The organism is Kosakonia pseudosacchari (assembly GCF_015167415.1).
GTDB classification, from domain to species: domain Bacteria; phylum Pseudomonadota; class Gammaproteobacteria; order Enterobacterales; family Enterobacteriaceae; genus Kosakonia; species Kosakonia pseudosacchari.
The window spans coordinates 139,490-155,486 of sequence record NZ_CP063425.1; the positions used below are offsets into that span (position 1 = coordinate 139,490).

General features: G+C 55.0%; 15 protein-coding genes. 11 read left to right on the forward strand and 4 right to left on the reverse strand.

Annotated elements, in window-relative coordinates; all coding sequences use genetic code 11:
• Positions 1 to 5 precede the first annotated feature (5 nt).
• The 6 genes from ilvX (at position 6) to ilvA (ending at position 6,502) form a co-directional block, all read left to right on the forward strand.
• The gene (gene ilvX / locus IP581_RS24060; RefSeq protein ID WP_202819293.1) at positions 6 to 56 is read left to right on the forward strand and encodes a peptide IlvX; all 51 of its coding nucleotides are present in this window, start codon (positions 6 to 8) and stop codon (positions 54 to 56) included.
• A 2-nt stretch (positions 57 to 58) separates the two neighbouring features.
• Positions 59 to 1,705, forward strand: a complete 1,647-nt coding sequence (gene ilvG, locus IP581_RS00660; RefSeq protein ID WP_193821533.1) for an acetolactate synthase 2 catalytic subunit — start codon at positions 59 to 61, stop codon at positions 1,703 to 1,705.
• Positions 1,702 to 1,971 (forward strand): acetolactate synthase 2 small subunit, encoded by a 270-nt coding sequence (gene ilvM, locus IP581_RS00665; RefSeq protein ID WP_017459702.1) that lies wholly within the window; start codon positions 1,702 to 1,704, stop codon positions 1,969 to 1,971. Before ilvG ends, ilvM begins: the two co-directional genes overlap by 4 nt.
• 17 nt (positions 1,972 to 1,988) lie before the next feature.
• Complete coding sequence (locus IP581_RS00670) at positions 1,989 to 2,918, forward strand: branched-chain amino acid transaminase (RefSeq protein ID WP_020455988.1); 930 nt, start codon at positions 1,989 to 1,991, stop codon at positions 2,916 to 2,918.
• Between the two features lie 186 nt (positions 2,919 to 3,104).
• The gene (gene ilvD, locus IP581_RS00675) at positions 3,105 to 4,955 is read left to right on the forward strand and encodes a dihydroxy-acid dehydratase (RefSeq protein ID WP_086868421.1); all 1,851 of its coding nucleotides are present in this window, start codon (positions 3,105 to 3,107) and stop codon (positions 4,953 to 4,955) included.
• 2 nt (positions 4,956 to 4,957) lie between these two features.
• On the forward strand, positions 4,958 to 6,502 hold the full coding sequence (ilvA, locus tag IP581_RS00680; RefSeq protein ID WP_086868527.1) for a threonine ammonia-lyase, biosynthetic: 1,545 nt from the start codon (positions 4,958 to 4,960) through the stop codon (positions 6,500 to 6,502).
• Here the strand turns inward: ilvA and ilvY are convergent.
• Positions 6,499 to 7,389, reverse strand: coding sequence for an HTH-type transcriptional activator IlvY (ilvY, locus tag IP581_RS00685; protein WP_020455991.1), 891 nt, complete (start codon positions 7,387 to 7,389; stop codon positions 6,499 to 6,501). The two genes, ilvA and ilvY, sit on opposite strands and share 4 nt — an antisense overlap.
• A gap of 216 nt (positions 7,390 to 7,605) precedes the next feature.
• On the opposite strand from ilvY, the gene ilvC reads away from it, so the two are divergent.
• From ilvC to IP581_RS00700, 3 genes are all read left to right on the forward strand, one after another.
• Positions 7,606 to 9,081: a ketol-acid reductoisomerase gene (gene ilvC / locus IP581_RS00690; RefSeq protein ID WP_097401979.1), complete on the forward strand. Its 1,476-nt coding sequence runs from the start codon at positions 7,606 to 7,608 to the stop codon at positions 9,079 to 9,081.
• Between the two features lie 157 nt (positions 9,082 to 9,238).
• Positions 9,239 to 9,676, forward strand: a complete 438-nt coding sequence (locus tag IP581_RS00695) for an RrF2 family transcriptional regulator (protein ID WP_193821534.1) — start codon at positions 9,239 to 9,241, stop codon at positions 9,674 to 9,676.
• The gene (locus IP581_RS00700) at positions 9,676 to 10,041 is read left to right on the forward strand and encodes a DUF1360 domain-containing protein (RefSeq protein ID WP_097401978.1); all 366 of its coding nucleotides are present in this window, start codon (positions 9,676 to 9,678) and stop codon (positions 10,039 to 10,041) included. Before IP581_RS00695 ends, IP581_RS00700 begins: the two co-directional genes overlap by 1 nt.
• A 31-nt stretch (positions 10,042 to 10,072) precedes the next feature.
• Here the strand turns inward: IP581_RS00700 and ppiC are convergent, their stop codons facing one another.
• The gene (gene ppiC, locus IP581_RS00705; RefSeq protein WP_001140255.1) at positions 10,073 to 10,354 is read right to left on the reverse strand and encodes a peptidylprolyl isomerase PpiC; all 282 of its coding nucleotides are present in this window, start codon (positions 10,352 to 10,354) and stop codon (positions 10,073 to 10,075) included.
• Positions 10,355 to 10,438: 84 nt separating this feature from the next.
• Here ppiC and rep point away from each other — a divergent pair, with 84 nt between their 5' ends.
• Positions 10,439 to 12,460 (forward strand): DNA helicase Rep, encoded by a 2,022-nt coding sequence (gene rep / locus IP581_RS00710; RefSeq protein WP_017459710.1) that lies wholly within the window; start codon positions 10,439 to 10,441, stop codon positions 12,458 to 12,460.
• A 174-nt stretch (positions 12,461 to 12,634) separates the two neighbouring features.
• Here the strand turns inward: rep and gppA are convergent, their stop codons facing one another.
• Together gppA and rhlB are read right to left on the reverse strand one after the other, a co-directional pair.
• Positions 12,635 to 14,119: a guanosine-5'-triphosphate,3'-diphosphate diphosphatase gene (gene gppA / locus IP581_RS00715; RefSeq protein ID WP_193821535.1), complete on the reverse strand. Its 1,485-nt coding sequence runs from the start codon at positions 14,117 to 14,119 to the stop codon at positions 12,635 to 12,637.
• Positions 14,120 to 14,123: 4 nt separating this feature from the next.
• A complete protein-coding gene (rhlB, locus tag IP581_RS00720; RefSeq protein ID WP_097401976.1) occupies positions 14,124 to 15,392 on the reverse strand; it encodes an ATP-dependent RNA helicase RhlB in 1,269 nt (422 codons plus the stop codon).
• Between the two features lie 144 nt (positions 15,393 to 15,536).
• Between rhlB and trxA the strand changes: the two genes are divergently transcribed.
• Entirely contained in the window at positions 15,537 to 15,866 is a 330-nt protein-coding gene (trxA, locus tag IP581_RS00725; RefSeq protein ID WP_193821536.1) for a thioredoxin TrxA, read from the forward strand.
• Positions 15,867 to 15,997: the final 131 nt, after the last annotated feature.

Genomic DNA, 15,997 nt, shown 5'->3' on the forward strand with positions numbered 1-15,997 from the left:
AGAGAATGAGTAGTAGCACAAAATTCTGTTTCTCCCGATATCCGGCGGGGAACTGACTATGAATGGGGCACAGTGGGTAGTACATGCGTTGCGAGCGCAGAAAGTCGATATCGTCTTCGGCTATCCGGGCGGCGCAATTATGCCGGTTTACGATGCATTGTATGACGGCGGCGTGGAACACCTACTTTGCCGGCACGAGCAGGGCGCGGCGATGGCCGCTATTGGCTATGCTCGCGCTACCGGTAAAACCGGCGTTTGCATCGCCACTTCCGGCCCGGGCGCGACGAACCTGATCACCGGTCTTGCTGATGCGTTATTAGATTCCGTCCCGGTTGTTGCCATCACCGGCCAGGTTGCTGCCCCGCTTATCGGTACCGACGCGTTTCAGGAAGTAGACGTACTCGGTTTATCCCTGGCCTGCACCAAGCACAGCTTCCTGGTTGAATCGCTGGAAGAGTTACCGCGAGTCATGGCTGAGGCGTTCTACGTGGCGAATTCCGGTCGCCCAGGTCCGGTTCTGGTGGATATTCCGAAAGACATCCAGCTGGCTGAAGGCGAACTGGAACCCTGGTTAGCGACCGTTGACGATGAGCACTCTTTCCCGCAGGCTGAAGTTAAACAGGCCGTGCAGATGCTTTCGCAGGCAACAAAACCGATGCTGTACGTTGGCGGCGGTGTGGGCATGGCGCAGGCGGTTCCGGCGTTGCGTGCGTTTCTGAGCGTGACGCAAATGCCGGTCACTTGCACGCTGAAAGGGCTGGGCGCGGTGGAAGCTGATTATGCTTACTATCTCGGCATGCTGGGGATGCACGGTACGAAAGCCGCGAATTTCGCCGTGCAGGAGTGTGACTTGCTGATTGCCGTTGGTGCCCGCTTTGACGATCGCGTGACCGGTAAGCTGAATACCTTCGCCCCGAACGCCAAAGTGATCCATATGGATATCGATCCGGCGGAAATGAGCAAACTGCGCCAGGCGAACGTTGCGTTGCAGGGCGATTTAAATGCGCTGCTGCCTGCGCTGCAACAGCCGCTGGCAATTGATGCGTGGCGTCAATACAGCGCGGACCTGCGTCGCGAACACGCTTGGCGTTACGATCATCCGGGTGAGGCTATTTATGCGCCGCTGTTATTAAAACAGCTCTCCGATCGCAAGCCGGAAAACAGCGTGGTCACTACCGACGTGGGTCAGCATCAAATGTGGGCGGCGCAACATTTGTGTTTCAGTCGCCCGGAAAATTTCATCACGTCCAGTGGATTAGGTACGATGGGCTTCGGTCTGCCCGCCGCCGTTGGCGCGCAGGTTGCCCGCCCGGACGATACGGTAATCTGTATCTCCGGTGACGGCTCCTTCATGATGAATGTTCAGGAGCTCGGCACCGTTAAACGTAAGCAATTACCGCTGAAGATTGTCTTACTGGACAACCAGCGTTTAGGGATGGTTCGCCAGTGGCAGCAGTTATTCTTCAACGAGCGTTATAGCGAAACCACCCTGACTGATAACCCCGATTTCCTCACGCTGGCCAGCGCTTTCGGCATCCCCGGCCAGCACATCACCCGAAAAGACCAGGTTGAAGCGGCACTCGACACGATGCTCACGAGCCCAGGGCCATACCTGCTTCATGTCTCAATTGATGAACTTGAGAATGTCTGGCCGTTGGTGCCGCCCGGCGCCAGTAACTCACAAATGCTGGAGAAATTATCATGATGCAACATCAGGTCGCCGTTGAGGCCCGCTTCAACCCTGAAACGTTAGAACGCGTGCTGCGCGTGGTGCGTCACCGTGGCTTTCAGGTATGTGCGATGAATATGGAAACCGCCAGTGATGCGCGGAATATAAATATCGAATTGACCGTTGCCAGCCCGCGGCCTGTCGAATTACTGTTTAGCCAGTTAAGCAAACTTGTTGACGTTGCCCGGGTTGATATCCGCCAGCGTGCCACATCATCACAATCACAACAAATCCGCGCGTAAGCGCAAAAGGAAGAATAATGACGACGAAAAAAGCAGACTACATTTGGTCTAATGGCGAGATGGTTCGTTGGGAAGATGCAAAAGTCCACGTGATGTCCCACGCGCTGCATTACGGTACTTCCGTGTTTGAAGGTATCCGTTGCTATGACTCGCACAAAGGTCCGGTAGTCTTCCGCCATCGTGAACATATGCAGCGTCTGCGCGATTCCGCCAAAATCTATCGTTTCCCGGTATCTCAGAGCGTTGATGAGCTGATGGAAGCCTGCCGCGCAGTGATCCGCAAAAACAATCTGACCAGCGCCTATATTCGTCCGCTGGTGTTTGTGGGCGATGTTGGCATGGGCGTTAACCCTCCGGCGGGCTACACCACTGATGTGATCATCGCCGCGTTCCCGTGGGGCGCTTACCTCGGTGCGGAAGCGCTGGATCAAGGGATCGACGCGATGGTTTCTTCCTGGAACCGCGTTGCGCCGAACACCATCCCGACAGCCGCAAAAGCGGGCGGTAACTACCTCTCTTCCCTGCTTGTGGGCAGCGAAGCCCGCCGCCATGGCTACCAGGAAGGGATCGCGCTGGACGTGAACGGCTACATCTCTGAAGGTGCGGGCGAAAACCTGTTTGAAGTAAAAGATGGCATCCTGTTCACGCCGCCGTTTACCTCCTCTGCCCTGCCGGGTATCACCCGCGATGCGATCATCAAGCTGGCGAAAGAGCTGAACATCGAAGTTCGTGAGCAGGTGCTGTCCCGTGAATCGCTGTATCTGGCGGATGAAGTATTTATGTCCGGTACCGCAGCGGAAATCACGCCGGTGCGCAGTGTCGACGGCATTCAGGTGGGCGAAGGTCGTTGCGGCCCGGTCACCAAACGTATTCAGCAAGCATTCTTTGGCCTCTTTACCGGTGAAACGGAAGATAAGTGGGGCTGGTTGGATCAAGTTAATCCATAAATACCCGTCATACTTCAGGTTGTAGGTGTGTTGGCCGCAATCGTTCATCCCCGTCACTTACTTAGGTAAGCTCCCGGGGATTCGCTCGCTTGCCGCCTCCCTACAACCCGAATTTTTAGGGTATCGCAAATAAATATGGGATGGCACGCACCACCCCATCGACAAGATAGACGGGAGTAAAAGAGCATGCCTAAGTACCGTTCCGCCACCACCACCCACGGGCGCAATATGGCGGGTGCCCGCGCGCTGTGGCGCGCAACCGGGATGACCGACGCCGATTTCGGCAAGCCGATTATCGCTGTCGTGAACTCGTTTACCCAGTTCGTGCCGGGCCACGTTCACCTGCGCGATCTCGGTAAGCTGGTTGCGGAGCAAATCGAAGCCGCAGGCGGCGTGGCGAAAGAGTTCAACACCATCGCCGTTGATGATGGCATCGCCATGGGCCACGGCGGCATGCTTTACTCACTGCCTTCCCGCGAGCTGATTGCCGATTCCGTTGAATACATGGTCAATGCCCACTGCGCTGATGCGATGGTGTGTATTTCCAACTGCGACAAAATTACCCCGGGGATGCTGATGGCTTCTCTGCGGTTGAATATTCCGGTGATTTTCGTCTCCGGCGGCCCGATGGAAGCCGGGAAAACCAAACTTTCCAACCAGATAATCAAACTCGATCTGGTGGATGCCATGATTCAGGGCGCAGACCCGAAAGTCTCTGACGATCAGAGCGAACAGGTAGAGCGCTCCGCCTGCCCAACTTGCGGCTCCTGCTCCGGCATGTTCACCGCCAACTCGATGAACTGTCTGACCGAAGCGCTGGGGCTGTCGCAGCCGGGTAACGGCTCGCTGCTGGCGACGCACGCTGACCGCAAAGAGCTGTTTATCAACGCGGGCAAACGTATTGTTGAGCTGACCAAACGCTATTACGAGCAGGATGATACCAGCGCACTGCCGCGTTCCATCGCCAGTAAAGCGGCGTTTGAGAACGCCATGACGCTGGATATCGCCATGGGTGGCTCTACTAACACCGTTCTGCACTTGCTGGCTGCCGCGCAGGAAGCGGAGATTGATTTCACCATGAGTGACATCGATAAACTGTCCCGCAAAGTTCCGCAGCTGTGTAAAGTCGCGCCGAGTACGCAGAAATACCATATGGAGGATGTACACCGCGCCGGTGGCGTGTTGGGCATTCTTGGTGAGCTGGATCGCGCTAATTTGTTGAACCGGGATGTGAAAAACGTACTCGGTCTGACGCTGCCGCAAACCCTTGAGCAGTACGACGTGATGCTGACCAAAGACGACGCGGTGAAAACCATGTTCCGCGCAGGCCCGGCAGGCATCCGCACCACGCAAGCGTTCTCACAAAACTGCCGTTGGGACACGCTGGATGACGATCGCGCTGAAGGCTGCATCCGTTCGCTGGAGCATGCCTACAGCCAGGACGGCGGTCTGGCCGTACTGTACGGCAACTTTGCGGAAAACGGCTGTATCGTCAAAACCGCAGGCGTTGATGACAGCAACCTGACATTCACCGGTCCGGCGAAAGTGTACGAAAGCCAGGACGCAGCGGTGGACGCTATTCTCGGCGGCAAAGTTGTCGCAGGGGACGTGGTGGTGATTCGTTACGAAGGGCCGAAAGGCGGGCCGGGGATGCAGGAAATGCTCTACCCAACCAGCTTCCTGAAATCAATGGGGCTCGGCAAAGCGTGTGCGCTGATCACCGACGGGCGTTTCTCCGGCGGCACATCGGGTTTATCTATCGGTCACGTTTCCCCGGAAGCGGCAAGCGGCGGCAATATTGGCCTGATTGAAGATGGCGATATCATCGCTATCGATATCCCGAGCCGTAGCATTCAACTGCAACTGAGCGATCGCGAGCTGGCGGCACGTCGTGAAGCGCAGGAAGCCCGCGGCGATAAAGCCTGGACGCCGGTTGACCGTGAACGTCAGGTCTCCTTCGCGCTGCGCGCTTATGCCAGTCTCGCGACCAGTGCGGATAAAGGCGCGGTTCGCGATAAATCCAAACTTGGGGGTTAATGATGGCCGAATCCCAACCCCTCTCAGCCGCTCCCGAAGGAGCGGAATATCTGAGAGCGGTGCTGCGTGCGCCGGTTTACGAAGCGGCGCAGGTAACGCCGCTGCAAAAAATGGAGAAGCTCTCTTCGCGTCTCGACAATGTGATCCTGGTGAAGCGCGAAGATCGCCAGCCGGTGCACAGCTTTAAGCTGCGTGGCGCGTACGCGATGATTGCCGGGCTGACGCCTGAGCAAAAAGCGCATGGTGTGATTACGGCTTCTGCGGGCAATCATGCGCAGGGCGTGGCAATGTCATCGACGCGTCTGGGTATCAAATCGCTGATTGTAATGCCTGTCGCCACGGCGGATATCAAAGTGGATGCGGTGCGCGGCTTTGGTGGCGAAGTGCTGTTGCATGGCGCCAACTTTGACGAAGCGAAAGCGAAAGCCATTGAACTGGCCGAACAACAAGGTTTCACCTTTGTGCCGCCGTTTGATCACCCGATGGTGATCGCCGGGCAAGGTACGCTGGCGCTGGAATTGCTGCAACAGGACGCACACATTGATCGCGTTTTTGTGCCGGTCGGCGGCGGCGGTTTAGCGGCGGGCGTGGCGGTGTTGATTAAACAACTGATGCCGCAAATCAAAGTAATCGCCGTTGAAGCGGAAGACTCCGCCTGCCTGAAAGCGGCACTGGATGCAGGTCATCCGGTCGAGTTACCGCGCGTGGGCTTGTTTGCCGAAGGCGTGGCGGTAAAACGTATCGGTAACGAAACCTTCCGTCTGTGCAAAGAGTATCTCGACGATATCATCACCGTGGATAGCGATGCGATTTGCGCGGCGATGAAAGATCTATTCGAAGATGTTCGCGCCGTCGCGGAACCGTCTGGCGCGCTGGCGCTGGCAGGAATGAAAAAATATATCGCCAAACATAACATTCGCGGCGAGCGGCTGGCGCATGTGCTTTCTGGCGCAAACGTCAATTTCCACGGCTTGCGTTATGTTTCTGAGCGTTGCGAGTTGGGCGAGCAGCGTGAAGCGCTGCTGGCGGTGACCATTCCGGAAGAGAAAGGTAGCTTCCTGAAGTTTTGCCAGTTGTTGGGCGGGCGCTCTGTGACCGAGTTTAACTATCGCTTTGCCGATGCCAAAGATGCCTGCATTTTTGTCGGTGTGCGGTTAAGCCGCGGGCTGGAGGAGCGTAAAGAGATCCTCGATCTGCTGCACGAAGGCGGTTACAGCGTGGTGGATCTTTCCGATGACGAGATGGCGAAACTGCATGTGCGTTACATGGTGGGGGGACGACCGTCGAAACCGCTGCGTGAACGTCTGTACAGTTTTGAGTTCCCGGAATCGCCGGGTGCGCTGCTGAAGTTCCTGCATACGCTCGGTACACACTGGAATATTTCATTGTTCCATTACCGCAGCCACGGCACCGATTATGGGCGCGTTCTGGCGGCGTTCGAACTGGGCGAGCATGAACCGGATTTCGAAACCCGGCTCAACGAGCTGGGTTACGAATGCCACGACGAAACGCATAACCCGGCGTTCCGCTTTTTCCTTGCCGGTTAGTTGTTTGGCAGGATTTTCCAGAACGCATCAATAAGCGGCTCATAGAGCCGCTTTTTTTGTACACAGACGCCAAGCTCAAATGGCGTTTTCTCATCACTGCGTTCAAGGATCATCACGCGGTTGCGCACCGGCTCCGGGCTGTTTTCCAGCACCACTTCCGGGATGAGCGCCACGCCGCAACCGAGCGCGACCATCGACACCATCGCTTCGTGGCCGCCGACGGTGGCGTAAATTGACGGATTGCTGATTTTATGACGGCGGAACCATAGCTCGATACGGCGGCGCACCGGGCCCTGATCGGCCATGATAAACGGCACGGTGGACCAGTCTGGTTCGGGCTGCGAAACCTGGTTACGCACCGGGCAGGGAAGCGCAGGTGCTATCAGCACCACGGCCAGGTTTTCCAGCATCGAAAACGCTACCGCGCCGGGCAGCGTTTCCGGTTTCCCGGCAATGGCCAGATCCGCTTCGCCGGTGACCACTTTTTCCATCGCATCGGCGGCATCGCCGGTGGTGAGTTTGATCTCTACCGACGGATGTTCCGCGCGAAAACGATCGAGAATCGGCGGCAAGTGGCTATAAGCCGCAGTAACGGAACAGAAAAGATGCAGCTCGCCGGAGAGCGACGGGCCTTGCTGGTCGATGGTGTGGCGCAATTGCTGATACTGCAATAACGTTTGTTGCGCGAAAACACGCAGCTCTTCACCCGCTTCTGTCAGCGTGACGGTACGGTTATCGCGCACAAACAGCGGCTGTCCGAGGTCTTCTTCCAGCCGTTGGATTTGCCGTGAAAGCGTGGAAGGACTGACATGCATGGCGCGCGCGCTGCGGCCAAAATGGCGGCTTTCGGCCAGATGCAGGAACGTTTTCAGATCGCGTAAATCCATGAGACAGACTCCACAAATTTACATTGCAAAAATTGCAATGTGACATTGTTAATATATCAATTTAAGCAACGCATTTCCTGTCATATAGTGGGTTCAATCTCGCTTATCAGCGAACTGAACAATAAATATTGCCCTGAATAATTTGCGCAACAGAAAACCTAAAGCGTTAGCGCAAAAAAGAACGGCACAACACAACATCACACGACGAGGTCTCAAATGGCTAACTACTTTAATACACTGAACCTGCGCCAGCAGCTGGCGCAGCTGGGCAAATGCCGCTTCATGGCGCGTGACGAATTTGCCGATGGCGCAAGCTACCTTCAGGGTAAAAAAGTGGTCATCGTCGGCTGCGGCGCCCAGGGGCTGAACCAGGGCCTGAACATGCGCGACTCCGGTCTGGATATCGCTTACGCGCTGCGTAAAGAAGCCATTGCGGAGAAACGCGCGTCCTGGCGCAAAGCGACCGAAAACGGTTTTAAAGTCGGCACTTATGAAGAGCTGATCCCGCAGGCGGACCTGGTCGTGAACCTGACGCCGGACAAACAGCACTCTGACGTCGTGCGTGCCGTGCAGCCGCTGATGAAAGACGGCGCGGCGCTGGGCTACTCTCACGGTTTCAACATCGTGGAAGTGGGTGAGCAGATCCGTAAAGACATCACTGTCGTGATGGTGGCACCGAAGTGTCCTGGCACGGAAGTTCGTGAAGAGTACAAACGTGGTTTCGGTGTTCCGACCCTGATCGCTGTCCACCCGGAAAACGACCCGAAAGGCGAAGGGATGGCGATTGCTAAAGCCTGGGCTGCGGCAACCGGTGGTCACCGTGCGGGCGTTCTGGAGTCCTCTTTCGTTGCGGAAGTGAAATCTGACCTGATGGGCGAGCAGACCATCCTCTGCGGCATGCTGCAGGCGGGTTCCCTGCTGTGTTTCGACAAGCTGGTGGCGGAAGGTACTGACCCGGCTTACGCAGAAAAACTGATTCAGTTCGGCTGGGAAACCATCACCGAAGCGCTGAAACAGGGTGGTATTACGCTGATGATGGATCGCTTGTCCAATCCGGCGAAACTGCGTGCTTACGCGCTGTCAGAACAGCTGAAAGGCATTATGGCGCCGCTGTTCCAGAAACATATGGACGATATCATCTCCGGCGAGTTCTCTTCCGGCATGATGGCTGACTGGGCCAATGACGATAAGAAACTGCTGACCTGGCGTGAAGAAACCGGTAAAACCGCGTTCGAAACCGCACCGCAGTATGAAGGCAAAATCAGCGAGCAGGAGTACTTTGATAAAGGCGTGCTGATGATTGCGATGGTGAAAGCGGGTGTTGAACTGGCGTTCGAAACCATGGTGGCGTCCGGCATTATCGAAGAGTCCGCTTACTATGAATCGCTGCACGAACTGCCGCTGATTGCCAACACCATCGCGCGTAAGCGTCTGTATGAGATGAACGTGGTCATTTCCGATACCGCAGAGTACGGCAACTATCTGTTCTCTTATGCTTGCGTACCGCTGCTGAAAGAGTTCATGACCACGCTGCAAACGGGCGACCTGGGTAAAGCGATTGCCGAAGGTGCGGTAGATAACGCGCAACTGCGCGATGTGAATGAGGCAATTCGCAGCCACGCCATTGAGAAAGTGGGTCAGAAATTGCGCGGTTATATGACGGATATGAAACGTATCGCCGTCGCGAGCTAATTCCCATCGTCTTTCGGTAGCGATAAGCCGAATTTCATAGAAAAGTTTAAGCCCGGAGGCGTTAGCGCTTCCGGGCTTTTTTATGAGTGACAATGGACGCGATCTTTTTTTGCCGTCTGTCTTGTTGAATTTGTTTTTATGTAATATCGTAAGTTACATGAAAATAAATAACTCCTTCTCCGCGACATTGCACATCCTGCTCCACATGGAACAGGCTGATAAACCGATGACTTCGGAACAGATGGCTGAATACATCGACGGTAACCCGGCGTTTATTCGCAAACTGCTCGCCGGATTACGGGAGCAGCAGATTGTCTGCGCGACCAAAGGGCACCACGGCGGCTGGCGACTTTGCCGCTCCGTCGGCCTGGTCACACTCTACGACATCTACATCGCACTGGGATCGCCTGCGTTGTTCGCGTTGGGCAATCGTAATGAAAACCCTGAGTGTCTGGTTGAACAAGGGGTGAACCGGGTGATGTCATCAACGCTTGCCGACGCACAATCGCTGATCCTCGAACGTTTTAAAAACCTGACACTACACGATGTCGGCGCAGAATTTATTCGTTACTTCAACGAGAAGGGGCACCACTGATGATTGCCGATTTAACCACCTGCCTGATGATTGCGCTGGCTGCCAGCAGCATTTCAATAACGGTGACACAAACGGAGCTATTTGCGGCTTTTCGTGAATGGACGGTGAAAAAGAACGCGATGATAGGGCACTTGTTTCAGTGTTTCTATTGTCTGAGTCACTGGGCGGTGTTTGGCGGCATGCTGGTGTACCGTCCTGCGCTGTTGCATAGCGGTATCGCAGTGATTGACTGGGTAATGACAGCGTTCATTACCATTACCCTGGCGACATTGATTAATGGCCTGATGTTCAAAGTATTCCAGGCGGCAATCAATATGCATGTGATGAAGCATGACGCGCAGCAGAAGCTGCAATCGCACAAATAAAAAAGCCTCTCTGTGATGAGAGGCTCAACCATTAGTTGCGGTACAGCACTTTGATGATGTGGTAACCGAACTGGGTGTGCAGCGGGCCGGTTGGCTCCAGTACCGGGCAGGAAAACACCACTTTATCGAACGCGGGAACCATCTGGCCCTGACGGAATTCGCCCAAATGTCCGCCTTTTTTGCCTGACGGGCAGATAGAGTGTTTCTTCGCCAGCTTTTCGAAATCGCCGCCGTTTTTGATCTGTTCCAGAAGATCCAGCGCCAGTTTCTCTTCTTTAACAAGGATATGCAGTGCTGCTGCGGTTTTTGCCATGATCGTGCCTTGAGTGAGGTTGTTGAGGCTGGCTATACTACCACGCGTTTTCTTCCCTCCAGACTTTTCATTGAGTGATCTTTTATGCGTTTAAATCCCGGACAACAACAAGCCGTTGAATTCGTCACCGGACCATGCCTGGTGCTGGCGGGAGCGGGATCCGGTAAAACACGCGTGATCACCAATAAAATCGCCCATTTGATCCGTGGCTGCGGCTACCAGGCGAAACATATCGCGGCGGTAACCTTTACCAACAAAGCGGCGCGCGAGATGAAAGAACGCGTTGCGCAGACGCTGGGGCGCAAAGAGGCGCGCGGGTTGATGATCTCTACGTTCCACACGCTGGGGCTGAATATCATCAAACGTGAGTTCGCCGCGTTGGGGATGAAATCTAACTTTTCCCTGTTTGACGACACCGATCAGGTCGCACTGTTAAAAGATCTGACCGAAGGGCTGATCGACGATGACAAAGTGGTGCTGCAACAGCTGATCTCTACGATCTCAAACTGGAAAAACGATCTGCTGACCCCGCCGCAAGCTGCGGCGCGCGCAAACGGTGAACGCGATCGTATTTTTGCCCACTGCTATGGTCTGTACGACGCCCATATGAAGGCGTGTAACGTACTCGATTTCGACGACCTGATCCTGTTGCCAACGCTGTTATTACAGCGAAACGAAGAGGTGCGCGAACGCTGGCAGAACAAGATCCGTTATCTGCTGGTGGATGAATATCAGGACACCAACACCAGCCAGTATGAACTGGTAAAGCTGTTAGTGGGCCAGCGCGCGCGCTTTACCGTCGTGGGTGACGATGACCAGTCGATTTATTCGTGGCGCGGGGCGCGGCCGCAAAACCTGGTGCTGCTGAGCCAGGATTTTCCGGCATTGCAGGTGATTAAGCTGGAGCAAAACTACCGCTCTTCCGGGCGCATCCTGAAAGCGGCGAATATCCTCATCGCCAACAACCCACACGTGTTTGAAAAGCGGCTCTTTTCCGAGCTGGGTTATGGTGCGGAGCTGAAAGTGCTCAGCGCCAACCATGAAGAACATGAAGCCGAGCGTGTGACCGGCGAGCTGATTGCTCACCACTTCGTGAATAAGACCGAATACAAGGATTATGCGATCCTCTATCGCGGTAACCACCAGTCGCGCGTATTCGAAAAATTCCTGATGCAGAACCGCATCCCGTACAAGATTTCCGGCGGTACCTCGTTCTTTTCGCGCCCGGAAATCAAAGATCTGCTGGCCTATTTGCGGGTGCTGACCAATACGGATGATGACAGTGCGTTTTTGCGGATTGTGAATACGCCAAAGCGTGAAATTGGTTCGGCAACGCTACAAAAGCTGGGGGAATGGGCGATGTTGCGTAATAAGAGCCTGTTTGCCGCCAGCTTCGACGTTGGCCTGAACCAGACGCTGACCGGACGCGGTTATGACGCGCTGACGCGTTTTACTCACTGGCTCGGTGAGGTACAACGTTTGTCGGAGCGCGAGCCTATCGCAGCGGTGCGCGATTTAATTCACGGCATCGATTATGAATCGTGGTTGTTCGAAACCTCCGCCAGCCCGAAAGCGGCGGAGATGCGTATGAAAAACGTCAATACGCTATTCGGCTGGATGACGGAGATGCTGGAAGGCAGCGAACTGGATGAACCGATGACGCTGGCGGAAGTGGTGACACGCTTCACCCTGCGCGACATGATGGAGCGTGGCGAGAGCGACGACGAATCCGATCAGGTGCAGTTGATGACGCTGCATGCTTCTAAGGGCCTTGAATTTCCCTATGTTTTCCTGGTGGGTATGGAAGAGGGGTTATTGCCGCACCAGAGCAGTATCGATGAAGACAACGTCGATGAAGAGCGGCGTCTGGCCTATGTGGGCATCACCCGCGCGCAGAAAGAGCTGATTTTCACCCTCTGCAAAGAGCGCCGTCAGTATGGTGAGTTAGTTCGCCCGGAACCGAGCCGCTTTCTGCTGGAATTACCGCAAGACGATCTGATTTGGGAGCAGGAACGCAAAGTGGTCAGCGCCGAAGAGCGCATGCACAAAGGTCAGGCTAACGTGGCGAACATACGCGCGATGCTGGCGAAAGCGAAGGACAAATAAAAATTCACCTTTATCGAGAGCCGCGAAGATTACGGCTCTTAAAGAGCGGGCTGAAATCTTAAAAATAAGCGCCCGCCCGCTCGGTAAGGTTGCAACCCGGCAGAGCTGCTGGACTGTGTTTTTCAGCAAGCAATAAGAAAGCCCGCAGCGAGCGGGCCATATTCCGAATGGGGATTACTGGATTTCCAGTGACCAGTGCACGTAACTTTGCCACTGGCTTTCCTGATCAATCAGTTCTGCGCCAAGCGGGTGACTTGCCAGCCACCCTTGCGGCAGCGTCAGCACCAGCTTCTCGCCCTGCGCGGTGACCGCTATTTCCGGCAGCAGATCATCGCGACGACGGCTGGCGAAAATAATGGCAAGACGAAGCAGACGACAAAGATGCTCGGCGACGCGCGGCGGTACGGCGTTTTGTTGATGCAAGGATGAGAGATCGACCGCGTTCGTCTGATTAAGCAGCAATGTCGCGAGCAGTTTCTTTTGCGCGGGGGTAAACCCGGGTAGATCAAGATTACGTACCAGCCATGCCGCATGTAACGGCGCTTGCTTAAACTCAATACTCAAACCAATTTCATGCAGTTCGCAGGCAACTTTCAGAATTTCGATGCTATAGGTGTCTAATTCCCACTCTTTAGCGACGCTTTGCGCAAAACGCCCGGCCAGCGTTGTCACGCGCCGGGATTGATCGGTATCGATAATAAAACGGCGTTGAATATTGCGCAGCGTGCGGCTACGAATGTCTTCATCTACCGCCAGGTGCAACATGCCGTAGACCAGACCTTCGCGTAATGCGCCACCGGCCAGCGTCATGCTTTCAATATTCATTTCGGTGAAGATAGCGATAAGGATGGCCAGACCGCTCGGGAACACCAACGCGCGTTCCAGCGTCAGGCCTTCGATTTCCAGCTCTTCGAGTCGCCCGCACTGTATGGCGCGCTGTTTAAGCTGCTGCAATTTAGCGAGGGTGATGCGCTCATCCATGCCCTGCGCCATCATGATTTCTTGCAACGCCTGAACCGTACCCGATGCCCCGACACACACTTTCCAGCCATGGCGGCGAAGCTCATCGGCAACCGGGCGCAGCACCTCACGCGCGGCCTGTTCGGCGGCGGCGAAGTTTTCCTGCCCGAGATTTCGATCGGTGAAAAAGCGCTCAAGCCAGGTGACGCAGCCCATCGACAGGCTGAAAAGGGAGGTCGTTTGTGCCCCGGTGCCGGTCACCAGCTCCGTGCTGGCGCCGCCAATATCAACCACCAGACGCTGATCCGCGCCACCCGTCGTGTGCGCAACGCCCTGATAAATCAGCCGCGCTTCTTCCTCGCCGCTAATGACTTGCACCGGGCAGCCGAGGATTTCTTGCGCTTTGTCGATAAATTCCTGCGCGTTAACCGCCAGGCGCAACGTGGCCGTTGCTACGACGCGGATTTGCTCCTGGGGAATATCCTGCAGACGTTCGGAAAATAGCCGCAGGCACTGCCACCCTCGCTCCATCGCTTCCTGAGAAAGACGATTGTCGGGGCTTAACCCTGCAGCCAGGCGAACTTTACGTTTGATGCGAGAAAGCGTCTGAATGCTTCCCGCCACCTCGCGCACAACCAGCATATGAAAACTGTTGGATCCAAGATCAATAGCGGCATAGAGCGAGGCGGAACCGAGCATATTTTTAACCTGAACGACGACGATTACGTGGGGCGCCACCGCTGCGGCGCGGGCCGTTGCCAGAGCGTGAACGCGTCAGGCGTTTTGGCGGCGGCAGCTCGGTGAGCAGGGCATCCGGATCGTATTTGCTGACCGGGATAGAATGCCCGATATAGGTCTCAATCGCCGGCAGGTTCAGGGCGTACTCTTCACAAGCGAGGCTGATTGAGTGACCGCTGGCACCAGCGCGACCGGTACGACCGATACGGTGAACGTAATCTTCACAATCGTCCGGCAGATCGTAGTTAAAAACGTGCGTGACCGCAGGAATATGCAGACCACGTGCGGCAACGTCAGTCGCCACCAGAATGTCGAGATCGCCACGCGTGAACTCATCAAGAATACGCAGGCGCTTTTTCTGCGCGACATCGCCGGTCAGCAAACCAACACGATGACCATCTGCGGCCAGGCTGCCCCAGATATCTTCACAGCGGTGTTTGGTATTGGCGAAGATAATGGCGCGATCCGGCCACTCTTCTTCGATCAGCGTCTGCAGCAGGCGCATTTTCTCGTCGTTGGACGGGTAGAAAAGCTCTTCTTTAATACGGTGGCCCGTTTTTTGTTCCGGCTCCACTTCCACGTACTCAGCGTTATTCATCTGCTCAAACGCCAGCTCACGCACCCGGTAAGACAATGTGGCGGAGAAGAGCATGTTCAAACGTGACGTCACTGGTGGCATACGGCGGAACAGCCAGCGGATATCTTTGATAAAGCCCAGATCGTACATACGATCTGCTTCGTCCAGCACCACGACCTGGATCGCGCCCAGGTTAATATGGTTCTGCTTTGTATAATCAATTAATCGACCCGTGGTGCCGATTAAAATATCGACGCCGCTTTCAAGCACTTTCAGCTGTTTGTCATAGCCGTCACCGCCGTAAGCCAGGCCCAGTTTCAGGCCAGTCGCTTGCGCCAGTGGTTCTGCATCGGCGTGAATTTGTACCGCGAGTTCACGTGTCGGCGCCATAATAATCGCGCGCGGTTGGTTCACTTTACGGTCTTCGATTGCCGGGTGAGAGAGAAGGTAATGAAACGTTGACGTTAAAAACGCCATCGTTTTGCCGGTACCGGTTTGCGCCTGACCTGCAACATCACGGCCCGCCAGCGTCAGCGGAAGAGCCAGAGCCTGAATAGGCGTGCAATTATGAAACCCTTTTTTTTCAAGGGCTTCGATCACTTTTGGGTGCAGGGCGAAGTCGGAAAACTTCTGTTCTGTTAAATGTGTTTTGCTCATAGTGTGGTAGAATATCAGCTTACTATTGCTTTACGAAAGCGTATCCGGTGAAATAAAGTCAACCTTTAGTTGGTTATTGTGGCATCAACACGTTGCTGTTTTATGCTACACCAACATGCCAGGCTTATTCCTGTGGAGTTAGATATGAGCGATAAAATTATTCACCTGACTGACGATAGTTTTGACACGGATGTACTCAAAGCGGACGGGCTTGTGCTCGTTGATTTCTGGGCAGAGTGGTGTGGACCGTGTAAAATGATCGCCCCGATTCTGGATGAGGTCGCTGATGAGTACGAAGGCAAGCTAACCATTGCGAAACTGAACATCGACAACAATCCAGGTACCGCGCCGAAATACGGCATCCGTGGTATCCCGACCCTACTGCTGTTTAAAGACGGTGAAGTTGTAGCAACCAAAGTTGGCGCTTTGTCTAAAGGCCAACTGAAAGAGTTCCTGGACGCCAACCCGGCGTAACCCCAGACTCCGCCGGCGTGCCAGCAGTCCTAATTTTTTTGGATCGCTGGACGCCCGGCTTCAGCCGTGCTAATTTAGTTTTGACTTCGTTTTGAACATACCTTTAGTTGTTTGAATCTTGCATTACCCCG